Source organism: Methanohalobium sp. (genome assembly GCF_018609725.1).
In the GTDB taxonomy this organism is placed as follows: Archaea; Halobacteriota; Methanosarcinia; order Methanosarcinales; family Methanosarcinaceae; genus Methanohalobium.
In genome coordinates this window covers 1-15,017 of sequence record NZ_JAHENT010000045.1, presented here as the reverse complement: position 1 = coordinate 15,017, position 15,017 = coordinate 1, and the positions used below count along the sequence as shown (strand labels likewise).

General features: G+C 35.8%; 15 protein-coding genes. 4 read left to right on the top strand and 11 right to left on the bottom strand.

Annotation, left to right across the window (positions count from 1 at the left end):
* Positions 1–47: 47 nt before the first annotated feature.
* Together QZ276_RS02460 and QZ276_RS02455 are read right to left on the bottom strand one after the other, a co-directional pair.
* Positions 48–1,493 carry a D-aminoacyl-tRNA deacylase gene (locus tag QZ276_RS02460; protein WP_292484962.1) on the bottom strand — a complete coding sequence of 482 codons (1,446 nt, stop codon included), beginning with the start codon at positions 1,491–1,493 and terminating at the stop codon, positions 48–50.
* A 96-nt stretch (positions 1,494–1,589) separates the two neighbouring features.
* On the bottom strand, positions 1,590–2,840 hold the full coding sequence (locus tag QZ276_RS02455) for a transposase (protein WP_292484960.1): 1,251 nt from the start codon (positions 2,838–2,840) through the stop codon (positions 1,590–1,592).
* 65 nt (positions 2,841–2,905) lie between these two features.
* Between QZ276_RS02455 and QZ276_RS02450 the strand changes: the two genes are divergently transcribed.
* Both QZ276_RS02450 and QZ276_RS02445 read left to right on the top strand, forming a co-directional pair.
* Complete coding sequence (locus QZ276_RS02450; RefSeq protein ID WP_292484958.1) at positions 2,906–3,403, top strand: PAS domain-containing protein; 498 nt, start codon at positions 2,906–2,908, stop codon at positions 3,401–3,403.
* Between the two features lie 81 nt (positions 3,404–3,484).
* Complete coding sequence (locus tag QZ276_RS02445) at positions 3,485–4,294, top strand: sensor histidine kinase (RefSeq protein ID WP_292484956.1); 810 nt, start codon at positions 3,485–3,487, stop codon at positions 4,292–4,294.
* 522 nt (positions 4,295–4,816) lie between these two features.
* Here QZ276_RS02445 and QZ276_RS02440 read toward each other — a convergent pair.
* The gene (locus QZ276_RS02440) at positions 4,817–4,975 is read right to left on the bottom strand and encodes a hypothetical protein (protein WP_292484954.1); all 159 of its coding nucleotides are present in this window, start codon (positions 4,973–4,975) and stop codon (positions 4,817–4,819) included.
* A 381-nt stretch (positions 4,976–5,356) separates the two neighbouring features.
* Here QZ276_RS02440 and QZ276_RS02435 point away from each other — a divergent pair, with 381 nt between their 5' ends.
* Positions 5,357–5,533 carry a hypothetical protein gene (locus QZ276_RS02435; RefSeq protein WP_292484952.1) on the top strand — a complete coding sequence of 59 codons (177 nt, stop codon included), beginning with the start codon at positions 5,357–5,359 and terminating at the stop codon, positions 5,531–5,533.
* Positions 5,534–6,012: 479 nt separating this feature from the next.
* Here QZ276_RS02435 and QZ276_RS02430 read toward each other — a convergent pair whose 3' ends face one another.
* Together QZ276_RS02430 and QZ276_RS02425 are read right to left on the bottom strand one after the other, a co-directional pair.
* Positions 6,013–6,492: a transposase gene (locus QZ276_RS02430; protein WP_292485111.1), complete on the bottom strand. Its 480-nt coding sequence runs from the start codon at positions 6,490–6,492 to the stop codon at positions 6,013–6,015.
* Positions 6,493–7,090: 598 nt separating this feature from the next.
* Positions 7,091–7,894 carry a class I SAM-dependent methyltransferase family protein gene (locus tag QZ276_RS02425; protein WP_292484950.1) on the bottom strand — a complete coding sequence of 268 codons (804 nt, stop codon included), beginning with the start codon at positions 7,892–7,894 and terminating at the stop codon, positions 7,091–7,093.
* Between the two features lie 185 nt (positions 7,895–8,079).
* Between QZ276_RS02425 and QZ276_RS02420 the strand changes: the two genes are divergently transcribed.
* Entirely contained in the window at positions 8,080–8,751 is a 672-nt protein-coding gene (locus QZ276_RS02420) for a class I SAM-dependent methyltransferase (RefSeq protein WP_292484949.1), read from the top strand.
* 4 nt (positions 8,752–8,755) lie between these two features.
* On the opposite strand, the gene QZ276_RS02415 is transcribed toward QZ276_RS02420, so the two are convergent.
* The 6 genes from QZ276_RS02415 to QZ276_RS02390 form a co-directional block, all read right to left on the bottom strand.
* Positions 8,756–9,370 (bottom strand): ABC transporter permease, encoded by a 615-nt coding sequence (locus QZ276_RS02415; RefSeq protein WP_292484947.1) that lies wholly within the window; start codon positions 9,368–9,370, stop codon positions 8,756–8,758.
* Positions 9,364–10,008: an ABC transporter permease gene (locus tag QZ276_RS02410; protein ID WP_292484946.1), complete on the bottom strand. Its 645-nt coding sequence runs from the start codon at positions 10,006–10,008 to the stop codon at positions 9,364–9,366. The genes QZ276_RS02415 and QZ276_RS02410 overlap by 7 nt, the downstream gene beginning before the upstream one ends.
* A gap of 20 nt (positions 10,009–10,028) precedes the next feature.
* Entirely contained in the window at positions 10,029–11,153 is a 1,125-nt protein-coding gene (locus QZ276_RS02405; protein WP_292484945.1) for an ABC transporter ATP-binding protein, read from the bottom strand.
* A 53-nt stretch (positions 11,154–11,206) separates the two neighbouring features.
* On the bottom strand, positions 11,207–12,145 hold the full coding sequence (locus tag QZ276_RS02400; protein ID WP_292484943.1) for a glycine betaine ABC transporter substrate-binding protein: 939 nt from the start codon (positions 12,143–12,145) through the stop codon (positions 11,207–11,209).
* Positions 12,146–12,512: 367 nt separating this feature from the next.
* Complete coding sequence (locus QZ276_RS02395; protein WP_292484942.1) at positions 12,513–14,150, bottom strand: acetolactate synthase large subunit; 1,638 nt, start codon at positions 14,148–14,150, stop codon at positions 12,513–12,515.
* On the bottom strand, positions 14,151–15,017 hold an 867-nt coding region (locus QZ276_RS02390), incomplete at its 5' end, for an aldehyde dehydrogenase family protein (protein ID WP_292484940.1).

The following is a 15,017-nucleotide window of genomic DNA, read 5'->3' as shown; positions in this document are numbered from 1 at the left end:
TTGTATCCTCCGATATAATGAAATATAAATTATATTATGTTATATATTTAGGTAATCATTGCGTTTAAATTAATTGATTTTCTGTTTACCTCGTGTACCGATTCTGGTTCAATCTGTTTTCCATTTACATTAACTGATTGTCCATTTGCCAGTTTACCAAACTTGGGACCTTCAGAAACTCCCATTTTACGGGCAAGTTCAGGATTAAATCTTTTATTTACAATATATAATATATTCCCTTCTGGTGAATGTTCGATTTCATGATTTTTCTCAATAAAGTTTATACATTGTTTTACCAGATTGTTAGCAATTGTTTTTACTTCTTGTCTGTCAACACCAAGAATAACATTTGCAAGAGTTGAATTGGCATTTTCTAAATATGCTATTTCCTGATTTTGCAAAAATTCTATAATTTGTTTCCTGCTAATTTTTTCTGTCTCTTTTAACAAATTATCATCTATAATAGCAGCTTCAACAGTTAAATCACTGGTGTTTATTGTTTTTAATCTCTTTTTAAACCTGTCAGTTAATTTGAGGTTTGAATCTGGGCACAGATTCATTGTTTTATCATATAAACGTTTGAAAAACTGCCAAGGTACTTCATCCATTTCTCTGATGTCACTTTCCCGCAAAACATCAATTTGCAGTGATTTAACAATATCCATTATCCGGTTTCGTTCTTTTGTAGACATTGATTTTCTGTCAAAATAAACAAAATCAGAACTTGATTTATTAATTGCCTGACTGACTATATCCATATCAACATTTTCCAGTTGGTAATCTGGAATGATATGTCCAAATGTGGTGTAAGTTTCAAACAGCAATTTCGATTGCCGTTTAGCATAATGCCCTCCACCAAACCCCAGTGCAACCGGACAATGTTTACACTTATCAAAATCAACCGATAATATTGCATTGGCTATTATCCTTCCCGGTTCAAAGTCTTTCCACTGTCTTTGTGTACTTCCAATTTCAACATATACAGATGGTGTTTTTAATTCTGAAGGACCATGATGTGTGGCTTCCATTGATACATCATAATCCAAATTTTCAGATTGTTTTTTTATCTCTGTAAGTATCGTCCGCATGGCATAAGGTGCTGCTACCGCCAGTTGTTTGGGGTTTCCTCCATAATCAGCAGTTCCCGTATTACCTGTAAAATGGGCGGTTAACAATTTGTACTCATCTTTACTTCGATGTTTGGATGCAAAAATGAGAAGGTATGAAGGAAATCCATATTCATCCAGATTTTTATCTATACCATCTGATTGGGTATGATGCATGTCCAATTCTACTATCCTGAAACTACCAGATTCATAGATAGAACTGACACCAAAATTTTCCAATTCCTTTGGGTTTTTTATTTGCTGCCAGTTATTTAATGTAAGCATATGGTCTTTGATATTCCGACTTGCCTGGTCCACTGAAGAACAGATAATAGTTATCTTAGATCCGTTTTTCATATCTATCTTTTGATTTGTGGTGTTTATCATTGATGTATACCGGGTGGTTTTTACGGTTGATTTAATCCTGTTTTATTATATAATGACGGCTAAGTGAACTACCACTTGGCTAAAGACCAAGTGGCTTCATAAGGAGTTTACTCCAAAGAGTCTTATCCTTTTTGGATGGTTCACACACCCACTATCGGTTATCCCTGTAAAGAAAAGGGAATCACCGACTACTTTTCTTAGGATATTCAATGCTCCATTAACATCGGCGTTAAGCAGTTTACCAGTAGAAGATTGAAACAATCCTCTCTTGACTCTTTTACCCATGTATTTTTGGTGTTTTTCAATGGGTTCTAATGCAAGAGCATCGGTTTTACTGGTATATGCCTCATCAACCTCTATGCAATTGATACCGTAGTATTCACATTTAGACCTAAGTTTTTGCTTGAATTTACCAAAGGGTATAGTTTGAAAAGTCTGGTTGTTCTTTTTACCCATATTGGAGTTGTGTTTAATGTCTTTCAGTTCTCCGATTATGATATTGCCTATTTTGTATTCTATACAGTGTTTAATGATATGATTAACACTTTGATTCATGAAATCATTGAGTTTGTTCTTCCTTTTCTCGAACAACCAGTTCAGTTTCTGACCTGATTTAATACCCTGTTTATCATATACAGACTGCAACCTGCTTTTGACTTTGTTCCACCAACGGTTATAAGATTTCAAGCCCCTACCTTCTATGATGAAGGCAGTCCCATCGGTATCTACACAGGTTGCAAAATTGTTTACTCCCAGGTCTATAGACAGATGTTTATTGTAGTCTACGTCAACTTTTTCACCGTCATCTCTATAGACGTATTCTATTTCAAACCATTGTCCGTTATATTTGGGTATAATCCTTACTTCTTTTATATGTTTACCGATTATATTTTCAGGTAACTTGAAATGTAAGTATCTCACACCATGATACTTATAGAAATCCCTGCCCATAGACAACCTGATGTTATCATCGTCGATTTTGAACATATCTTTTGGAAAGATACATACTGATTTACCGTCTTTTGGTAGATATTCAGGCATTTTTACAGGTCGGTTGTAGTTACCCTTTTTTCTCTCACCCAGAATCCTGAAAAACGATTTCATGTTCCTATCTACCACCTTCATGGTCTGCTGTGCAACCTGTGAAGGCATCATCCTGTAATTCTCATTATCTTTTACCAGATGATAAGTGGATTCATGGTTAAGATATTTACCATTTTCAAAATAGTATTGTCTTGTAGTGTACAGAGTAAAATTGTACAGGTTTTTAGATAATTTAGTAATCCTTTTCAGAACTTCGTATTTCTGTTTATCCGCTTTGATATGGTTTTTCTGGGTAAGATACATTTTACTATATTTTTTGTAATTAATCTATTTAAATGTTACGTTATGTGTTAGACGCTTACATCCCCATGTTTCATTTCAAAGAAATGAAACTCGCATTAAATCTACGATTTGATACGATGCTAAAGACATCGGGGTTTTACGCCTCATTTATAAAAGGTAAAGATGATTTTGATTTGTTCCCAGAAAAAGAAGCTAAAAAATACCGTTCAGATGATTCATCAGTTATGGAATCCGGTGAACCGGTTTATAATTTAGAAGAAACATATACTACATCAGAAGGTGAAAACGGGTGGGCTCTTACATCCAAAGTACCCTATTTTGATTCTGAAGGAAATGTTATTGGAATAGTTGGCAGTTCACTGGATATCACTGAAAGAAAACAAATGTATGAGAATTTGTACAAATCAAAAAAAAAAGAAAAAGAAATTATTCTCAATTCCACTTCTGAACATATCACCTATCAGGACCTTAATCACAGCATTAAATGGTGTAATAGAGCTGTCACTAATTCTTTGAGAGTGGACTATAACGATATAGTAGGGCAGCGCTGTTATAAACTATAGATTGGAGCTAATGTTAATACTCCATGTGAAAACTGTCCTGTTGAAACCTGTATCGAAACTGGAGAATATAGTGAAGGTAATATGGGTACTCCTGACTGTAAAGTATTTCATGTAAGTGATGACCCAGTAAAGGATTCGAATGGTTGTATGATAGGGGTCATCAAATTATCCAATGATATTACGGAAAAAGTAAAAAATAGAAACAAATTGAAGAAATATTCCAAACAGCTTGAAAAAATCAATAGAGAACTTGAAAAACGTGTCCAGGATAAAACAGAACAAATCAAAAATGCAGAAAGAACGAGGGAACTGGAACTTCACCATCGGGTTAAAAACAACCTGCAAGTTATATCTAGTTTACTCAGTCTCCAGTCAGAAAAATTTGATGATGAAGAGGTGTATGAAGCATTTAAAGATACACAAAACCGTGTAGTATCGATGTCCCTTGTCCATCAAAAACTCTATCAGACAAACCATCTGGAAAATATAGATTTGAATGATTATGTTAATGACCTTGCCAGTCACCTCAAAGGTTTATACGGTGGAAAATATATCAGTCCGAATATCGATGTTAAGGACATACATTTCGGGCTCGATACAATTATACCTCTTGGAATGCTTATCAATGAAACAGGGTCTAATTCGCTAAAATATGCGTTTTCTGAAGATGAATCAGGTAAAGTAACTATAAAACTCTATCATGATGAAGAAGGATATAATACCTTGATAATAGCTGATAACGGCAGGGGTATATCAGAGAATGTAAATATAAAAGAATCTGAATCGCTTGGACTCCAGCTTGTTAACAGTCTGGTCGACCAGCTTAACGGTGATTTTGAACTGGATACAAGCAATGGAACAAAATTTATCATAGAATTTGATAGCAGTTAATTATAATTAAATCACAGCCTCAACTCCAGATTCATACTGTTTGACTTTGGATTCCCTCTCATTTTTCATAGGTCTGATTTTACCCTTTTAGATTATCAGGCCGTAATCCTCGCCATCACCGTAATAAATCATCTTCATAACATCAGTAAAGACCTTGGTCAAAAACGTAATCATGGGTTCAACGGTGTTCAGGGTCTTGAATTTCCTATTGAATTTTTACAAATCTCGGCTGTTCATTATGACTGAAAATAGCTCCCCAGTCCATCATGAACCAGTTAAAACTGTTGGCTTCCTGCTCCATATCTCGTGAAGTCAAATAACGTAGCAATTGTCGTAAAATGATTTTCAATTTAGTAAATATTAACTAATAATGTTTATACAGGATTTTTATGGGAGAAAAAGCAAAAATCTTAACGTTTATTAAAACGTAAAGGTTAAATCCATCCTTTAATTTAGAAAAACATCGTGATTGTAGCTGGGTTTGAAGATATAAATTGGTACAAAGTTAACATTTGGACTTTTTCAGTCAATTCTGTTTTCTTGGATTTCTAAATGTAAATCTACTCCCTTTACCAGGTTCACTTTCAAGCCATATTTACCATTATGCATTTCCACCAGTTTTTTGACAAGGGTTAAACCAAGACCAGTTCTTCCAAACTTACGATTAGTACCAGAATCCACCTGTTTAAATGATTCAAATATTTCGTACTGTCTTTTTTAAGGAATTCCTATACCAGAATCAACAACATAAAACAGGTAATTACGAAGAAGGGGCAACAGGATTACGTGAAAGCCAACGGTTTCTAACCGCCTCCTTAAATCAAAACACTCTAAATTAAAAATTTAGAGTTAAACTTAAATCAGAGATTTAAGTTGTTTAAAGGATATCTTTAAACTTCATTTAAAGATTGATGAAACAACCCCGTTGTTTATTTGTTTTTTAATCATAAATCTTTTAACGTAGTTAATCATATTTAGATGTGTACAAAAACAATACTTTCAGTGTACAATTGCTTTGAGCAAGTTGCCTGATATAAGACATTGTTAAATTCAACCAGTTGTTTGTGTATCATCAAATTCCATCAGGTATTGTTTGGTGTCGAACACAAACAATGCGATGCAGACAGAGTTGTATCGTACGGGAGTACTGGCGCCCCGCAAGTGGCAACATCAAGATGGGTGATGACCATAGAACCCAATGGATTTATCCGTTGGAGTATGTCAGAATCTGCCTGTTAATACATTTCCCATCTGCAAAACCATACAGAACCACCAGTTTCTTGTTCTATACTATCGTAACGACTTAGTAGATTTTTAGATTTCTAAAAAAGAAAAAGGCTGGTAAAGGGAAGTAGAGGGGATGAATGATTCACCAGCCTAATCATTATTTTAGATACAGTTTCCTGTCGATATTTTCAAATTGCTCATAGTACTTGGCCCTCTGGAACAATTCCTCGAAGTATTCGTCCATTTCTATCACCAATACTCCATATGACTTCCTAATATTTAAACAAGAGCCAAGCGGTGTGAAAATAATCGCATTTTTAAATGGTAAACTATAAAAACAGCATGCATATAAATTATAATTACTTTTTCTATAGGTTAAATCTGCAATCAATTTTGATGGTTATGATATGTAAAAGAAAAAAATAACTAATTTGTGTATATACAGTCTTAGGTCAACTACTCTTACCTTTTGGAAGGAGCTTGAATGTCAGTTAAGCATTCGTCTGGGTGGCTGACAAACACCCATGGGATTCCAGGGTATACCTGAAATCCCGTGTTCTGTGTTCAATGTTCATCGCACCGTTTAGGTCTGCGTTGTTTTCATAACCACAGATTCCACATTTAAAATTCAATCGACTCCGGTTGTTCTTTGAGATGTGATTACAACGATTACAGGTTTGAGAAGTATATGCTGGGTCTTCTCTTGCTTTGTATTCGATAAACGATTGTAACTGTCGGAATGCCCAGCTACTGTAGTTATATCTGTTCTTTTTAGGGATTTTGGATATCGTAGATTCACGTATACCTGTCAAATCTTCCAGACCTATTGTGGACACACCATTTTTGATTGCGAACTTGACTATCTCTTTAGAGACTCTGTGGTTTACATCTCGCATAAGACGTTTCTCTTTACCTGAGATATGTTTTAACATACGTTTTGCAGATAAAGTTCCCTTCGATTGTAAACGTATTCACATTGATTTGTATTGGTTGCGATGATTTTTTATTTCACCACCATCAAAGAACTTGCAGTTCTTGTCAGTGGTACTTGCAACAGCCAGATAGTTCATACCAATATCAAATCGAAAGCTTTTTCTGGAACAAAAATAATAAACTTTTTATTATAATAAGTGTTATTATATAATTAGAAAAATCAATCAATTAAGGATTGAAATTGAAACATTTGGAAACAAATACAAAACAACGGTAGATTATTTCTACAAAAATACCTACTAGGTGATTAAATGGAACAAAACGAAGAAGAATGTCCACCAACGTGTTCTTATTGTCCTTATACATTTGGAGCTTCCGTTCTTTGCCCTTTTAATTATTGATTTTGTTTTTCACAATTAAAATCAGACCTATGTATGTATTGTCCAGGTAAGTTTCATTTGTATTTTGTCGATGGTATAAGCTAAAACAAATTTCTGAACAATAACTAACTATTTTTATCTACAATACCAGACATATTTATAAAAGTTATATGTTACAGAAATTGATTTAATATGCAAAAATTGTAGGAAGTATATTGATTACTCTATAAGCATATAGCCTTAAATGAAAGGTTATTTATTCCATCTTTTTAAAATCAATCCCCCACCTGCTAATGCCGGGTGCCACATTCCCACATCTTCGATAATAAACAGTCTCCAAACCAATTTTTTTAGCGCTGTTAATAAATTCAGGGATTTCAGATTCTGGTTTAAAAGTATAAAAGTGAATAAAACCTTTAATTTTTACAAATTCTGCTATATATAAAAGGATGTTGTCCATACCATATGGAGTGGGAACAATAACCCTGTCAAAATCATAACTGTTAAGGAAAGTAGATATATCTGTAACATCCTTTTGGATAAGTGTTATACTATCTTTCACTTTATTCAAACAGACATTTTCCTGCAACCATTTAAAAGCTTCTGGATTTTTTTCTATTGCAACGGCTTCTAAACCATGAAAAGCTGCAGGAATAGCAAAAGGACCTACTCCACAAAAAGGGATCAGAATTTTTTCATATGGATTTATCTTTGCAATCAACCTTTGCCTCTCATAAGAGAGACGATTGTTGAAAAATACATTCCCTACATCGAGTTTGTAGCTAAAACCGTGTTCCCTGTGAGTTGTTATAGTTCCATTCCCGAATAATTTTTCAAAATCTGATGTTCTTTTATACCCATCCACTTTATTCGTTTTATTAAGAACTGTTTTTAGATTTCTGTGAACCGCTGTAATAGCTCGGACAATATCAAATTTATAATTGTCAAGTTCATAGGGTATTGATACCACTGCTACATCCCCTATGATATCAAAACGTTTTGGAACACTGCTTAACAGTGTTTCAGGTATACTGCCTTCCATATAACTTCTGAGGCTCATGAAATATCCAAAGTTTAATCACTTTATTTTTCAATTCTGGTAGACAATATTATATTGTTGATTTAATCATAGGTAAAAAATTTGAATAATAGACAAAACAATCCCGAATTTCAATTGCAACTTATTAACATATATACCGGTATATCAGCAACCCTTTAGGTTATCAATAAAATACAGGAAGTGATATGTTTCTTACCGATAATAAAGATAGCGACACTGTAAAAAGAAAAAAAGAAGAAAGCCGGTTTTGGAGCAAGATCAGTAATAGTTATGATGACTGGATTGAACAGGGTTTTAAAGAGCAATATAAAGTTTTCAAATCAAAAATTGCATCATACATCCAATCTGGAGATAGTGTATTAGAAATTGGAACAGGTACCGGTGAAATAGCATTCTATATTGCACCCAAATGCAAAAATGTTACAGGTACTGACATTTCACCTGAAATGATTGATATTGCCAGAAAGAAAAACACTGAATCAGGATATAAAAACCTTAGTTTTCAGGTGGAGGATGCCTATAACCTTTCTTTTGACAAAAATGAATTTACAAAAATTGTTAGCTGTAATGTACTCCAGACCATGAAAAACCCATATAAATCAATTCAGGAGTGCGGGACAATATTGGATAAAGGTAACGAATACTTAAGCATTACCTATTGTTTTGGAAATTCCAATTTATTTGAGCAGGCCAAATTGATAAAATGGGTTATACTCTATGGGAAACCAAAATACTGGAACAATTTTAAATCCGATGAGCTTATCAATCTTTTCCAAGAGGCTGGTTTTGAGATAATAGAAAAAGAATGGGTATGGGATAAACCTGCCGTTTTATTCCTGAGGTCACGGAAAATGTAATACATTATTCTCTAAGATTTACTGGTGTCAACTTTTTCTCAATCATTGCCAGTAAACTGTCACTTGCAAGTGCGAGTAATATTGCAGGTATAGCACCTGCCAGAATTCTATCAATGTTGAAACTTACAAGTCCTTCAAAAACCAGCTTCCCCAGACCTCCACCTCCTATAAGTGCAGTCAGTACCGCTATACTATTTGCAAGTAGTGCTGAAAACCTGACACCTGCAAATATGGCTGGATAGGAGTTTGGAAGGCGGATATAACGGTTAATCTGCCATCTGGTCAATCCTACACCATGTGCATAATCAATCAGCGATGGGTCAATATTGAAAAGACCAATATATGTATTTTTTACAATCGGCAACAATGCCCTTACAAGGATGGCTATCAATGCAGGGATAAACCCAATTCCGATAAGAGGAACAACAATAGCTACCACTGCAAAACTCGGTACCGCCTGTAAAAGGTTGGTTACTTTCATAATCCAGTTCGCCAGTTTTTCACTTTCTACTGATATGAAAGCAAGAGGTATAGATATAACAATACTTGCTATTAAAGTCAAATAAACAAGGATTACGTGCTGGAGGGTAGCATTTGCAATGGTTTCCAGAGTTACCATATTTCATACCTCGAGTTAAGCCTTTTTTCAACCATGCCTGCAAACCCATCAAGTATAACCGCAAGCAATCCTGTCCAGATACCGGCAACAAGAATCGTATTAACCTCATAAAGCTGGATGCCGGTTTGTAATGTTGTTCCAAGCCCTCCAGCAGCAATCAATCCCCCGAGAGTAACCAGACCCATGGTAAATACCAGTGCTATCCGTATTCCACCTGCAATAAGGGGCAATGACATAGGTATACGTATTTTAAATAATATTTCTCTGGATGAGAGTCCAAGAGCTCGAGCAATATTAATGTATTTTCTATCCACACCTTTCAATCCAGTATATGTATTTCTTGTAATAGGAAGCAGGGAATACAGAATTGATGCTATTATAGTGGGAAGTGTTCCTATTCCTGCTATAGGTAAAAGGATTACAAGAAGAGCGATATCAGGTGTAGTTTCAAAAATATTCAATATGTTTAATACAGGATTTGAGAGTTTTGAATTATTATAAATGGTGATACCCAGAACAACCCCAATGACAGAAGATATAAAAAGTGCTATACTAAACATATACAGATGTTCAATGGTTCTCATGGTCAGTGAATTTGTCTGCCAGACCTGAACGATGTCATTTAAAACTCCCAGCAATATTCCACCATCAATTTAGATTAGATGAGTTTTAAAAAGACTTCATTGGATAAAAGAAGTCCTTTAGGTGTATCGCCATTGAAAACTACCGCAAAAGACTCATTTTTGTTTTTTAACTCAGAAAGAGCCAAAGATACTGAATGCATAGGTGAAAACGTTGTTGATAGCTGTGCAACATCCTGTAATTTTTCGTCACCTTCATATTTTAACAAATTCACCATCTCTACTGTACCCATAAAATCAGAACCATCATAAACCAATCCCAATTCTATATTATTATCAGTCATTCTGGTTACAGCATCACTAACCATTATATTTCCACCAAAAATGTACTTGTCGTCCATTGGAGACATCAGATCTTTTACGTTTAGAGTGTCCATGTGTTTGAATTTATGGTTACTGTCCACAATATCAGATACAAGTCCGTTTACAGGATTAAATATCAAATCTTCAGGTTTTCCAATCTGTATAAGGTTTGCACCATCCATAATCGCAATTCTATCACCAAGTTTGAACGCTTCTTCAATATCATGAGTTACAAAAACTATCGTTCTTCCAAGTTCCTGTTTTATTCTGCAGAATTCATCCTGCAACTGTCGCCTTAATATCGGGTCAAGTGCTCCAAATGGTTCATCCATCAGCAAAAGCGGAGGGTTCATTGCCAATGCTCTTGCAAGCCCTACTCTCTGCTGTTGACCACCACTTAACTGGTTAGGGTATCGGTGCAGGAATTGGTCAGGAGGCAAAGATACAAAATCCAGCAGAGTTTTAACCTTGTCTGTTATTTCATTATTTGACCAGCCCTCAAGTTTTGGAATGAGACCTATATTGTTCCTTATTGTCATATGAGGGAACAAACCAATGTCCTGGATTACATAACCAATATTTCTTCTCAATTTTACAGAATCAAACTGCATGATATCCTGATTATTTATAAAAATACGTCCTTCATCAGGTTCTATCAATTGATTTATCATCCTAAGGGTGGTAGTTTTTCCTGAGCCACTTGGACCTATAAGAATCAATAATTCCCCACCATGGATTTCAAGGTTTAAATCCTGAACTGCAAAACTGTTATTGTATTTTTTTGTTATATTTTCAAGTTGTATCGAATCTATCCGATCAAAAAGTTTTCTGGATGGCATTTGGTTCACTATTTTTGAAAAATTTAAAAATAAAAGTCAACCAAAGGTCGACATTAATTATTTTCTTCTATCAAACCCCTATTTTCAAGGAATTGCCTTGCAATGTCTTTTGCTTCTTTATTCTCTATATCATACTGGTAATTCAGGTTTCTCATGGTTTCCTGGTCTATAGTATTATTCAATTGTCCGAGGGTAGCCATTACATCTGGATGACTGGATGCAAAATCACTTGTCATCAGTGTTATAGCATCATAGGGTGGAAGTGCTCCTTTATCATCCTCAAGAACCCTGAGCCCAAACTTTTCATTCTTTGTGTCGGTAGTATATGCAGATATAGCATCTACCTCATCATTTTTGATGGATTGATACATAATAGATGGAGCACCCTGTTTGTAATCTTTGAATTCAAAACCATAAACCTCTTTTATACGGGGAAGTCCATCTTCTCTGGTGGCAAATTCCGGATCTGTCCCGACTACCATATCTGACGCATAACCTTCAAGTTGGCTCAATTTTGTTATATTATGCGCTTCTGCCCAATCTTCATCCACTGCAATAGCATAAGCATTTTCAAAACCAAGTCGATTTGCTATTTTTACATTATCTTCCTGCATGAGACCTTTTTTGGTTTCTTCATATATCATCTGGGGGTCCCATGTATTATTAGGTGATGGTTTTTTAAGTATCTGGCTGTAGGCTGTTCCCGAATATTCAACATAGGCGTCTATTTGTCCCTGTTTCAGTGCTTCGTAATTAACAAACGTTCCCCCAAGTCCTTGTTCTACTTCGGTATTATATCCATTATCCTCCAGTAATATTGAAAGCATATGAGCAAGTATATAGGATTCCTGAAAAAGTTTGGAACCTATTACAATAGTTTCATCAGAATTTGAATTACTGTTTGATTCATTTGTTTGAGGATTCTGTGCACACCCACTCGCCATTATAGCGGTAATGAGCATAAGTACCATAGCAATAACTTTCCATTTCATTTGTTGTTCCCCACAAGTATAGAACTATTGACATAGTTCTTAATAGTTTTCAATCCCAAATTGAGCATCATCGGTAAAAAGATTTATTATTTATGTACAATAACTTCCTGTTTTTATTGGTTACAAATAAATAAAACTTTTAATTTAAATGGTTTTCATTTATATATTTTGAAAACATTTTGGCAATTGAGGCGAATCAGATGGACGATACATTAATAGATCTGATTGAACGCGCCAGATATTACGAACAGTTCGATAATTTCGATCGTGCTCTTGATCTGGAATAAAAATGCATATAAAAAGGTTGGCCATTCATCCCCTCAGAATTAATATGTACCAACCTTCTTTTTTTTATATGCAAATCTTTTCAAATTCCGCAAGTCATATCCCGCAATTTTTCACCAAGCTTGATATTTTCAGTATAATCGACTTCCACATCAAAAACCCAGAATCCCCCTTTTTCCAGTGCATATTGGAGTTTGGAGGTTAACTCATCAGATGATTCTATTTTAACCCCGTTCACCCCAAAACTTTGAGCCATCTGGACAAAATCCGGATTGGAAAAATCGATACCGTAAGATATTTTGAATTTTTCAAGTTCATTCCACTCGATCACCCCATATTTGGAATCGTTAAATATGATAACAATCAGGTCAGTACCAAGCCGTTTCGCAGTTTCCAGTTCCTGAATGTTCATCATAAATCCGCCGTCTCCTACGACTGCAACAACATTTTTTTCAGGATGGACAAGCTTTGCAGCAATAGCTCCCGGAAGTGCAAAACCCATTGAAGCCAGTCCATTGGATATCTGAACCGTGTTTGGTTTATATGCAGGAAACAGTCTGCCTACCCAGAGTTTATGAGCCCCCACATCACTAACAAGGATGTCATCTCTGTAAAGACGGTTCCTTATATCATACAAGATTCTTTGCGGTTTCACAGGGAACGAATTATCATTCCTGTAGGACAATAACTCGTTCTCCATCGTCTGTTTAAGTTTTGTTATTGATTCAGGCACACCCTTTTCAGATTTACAGTTTTCTGTCAGGCGATAAAGGGAGTTTTTTAAATTACCTATAAGTGAACATTCGGGAAGATAACTTGAATCTATTTCCGGATGGCTATTATGAATATGTATTATCTTTTTTGAACCATCAGAATTCCAAAGACGCGGACTGTATTCAACAGGGTCTACACCTACACAGATTACAAGGTCTGCTACATCAAATCCACACATAAGATAATCTTTTCTTTGAAGCCCGACGGATCCGATATATAAGTCATTGTCTGCAGGAATGTTACCTTTACCCATGAATGTGTTTGTTGCTGGGATTTTTAACCTGTTTACAAACTTTTCAAGTTGTTCAGCAGATTGTTCTCTGGTCACCCCATTTCCTGCAAGAATTAAAGGTCTAGTCGATTGTTCAATTAGTTCAACAGCTTTTTTCAATTCTTTTTCATCATGTTCACTTTTATGGGAATACATTTTCTTTTGAAGAGGAGTTTCCAGTGTATCTTCAATTGCCACATCCTCGGGTAATTCAACATGAACTGCACCGGGTGCATCACAGGCTATGTCAAACGCTTTTCGTACAATTTCAGGTATAAAATCCGGACGTGTTATTTTTCTGTTCCAGTTTGTTATGTTTTTTAATGTATCAACAACGTTAATGTATTGGTGAGCCTCTTTATGTGTCTTTTCCAGTGATGCCTGTCCGGTTACTGCTACCAGTGGTGCCCTGTCCAGATAGGCATCAGCTATACCTGTCATCAGATTGGTAGCACCCGGCCCAAGTGTAGAAAGACATACCCCGGGTTTATGGGTCAGCCTCCCATAGACATCAGCCATAAACGCCGCACCCTGTTCATGTCTTGTTACAATGAATTTTATACTTGAATGTGAAAGCGAGTCCATTAGGTCAAGGGTTTCTTCACCTGGTATTCCGAACACATATTCAACTCCTTCATTTTCCAAGCATTTGACAAAGAGATCACTGGCTTTCATTCAGTACACCTTCATGGATTTGATATTCATGAATTCATAAAAACCAAATCTTGAAAGTTCTCTACCTATACCACTCTTCTTAATTCCGCCAAAAGGCAACCTCGGGTCGGATTTTGTAACTGAATTGACAGAGACATTGCCTGCTTCTATATCCCTTGTCAGTCGTACCGCTTTTTCACGGTCTTCTGTCCAGATGTTTGCACCCAGTCCGAATTGGGTATCATTGGCTTCTTTTATAGATTCCTTCTCACTGCTGACAGTAATAATCGGAGCCACCGGACCGAAAGTTTCCTCTGTAATTACTCTGGAATCTTTAGATACATTGGTAAGAATCACAGGTGAGTAATAGAATCCTTTACCCTCGGCTTTGCCACCTTCAAGTACCACTTCTGCACCCTTTGACACTGCATCATTTACCTGCTCTTCAATCAATTTTATCTGTTTATCAGATACAAGTGGTCCTATATCGGTATTTTCATCCATCGGATCTCCCATTGTCAGGTTTCTGGTTGCGTTTACAAATTTGGAAATGAACTCATCAGCTATACTTTCCATGACAATAAACCGCTTGGCAGATACACAACTTTGACCTGTATTGGTAAAACGGCCGGCTGCAGCAGCTTCCGCCGCTTTATCAAGGTCTGCATCATCCAGTACTATGAATGGGTCGCTTCCACCAAGTTCAAGTACACATTTTTTTATGTTTTTGCCGGCTTCTTCTGCTACATTCCTGCCTGCTGATGTACTGCCTGTAAATGATACCCCTGCTATTTCATCTCTTCCTATCAGTGATGATGTGGATTTCCCATCAAGAAGCAGTGTCTGGTAAACTCCTTCTGGGAATCCGGCTTCTCTGAATACCCCCTC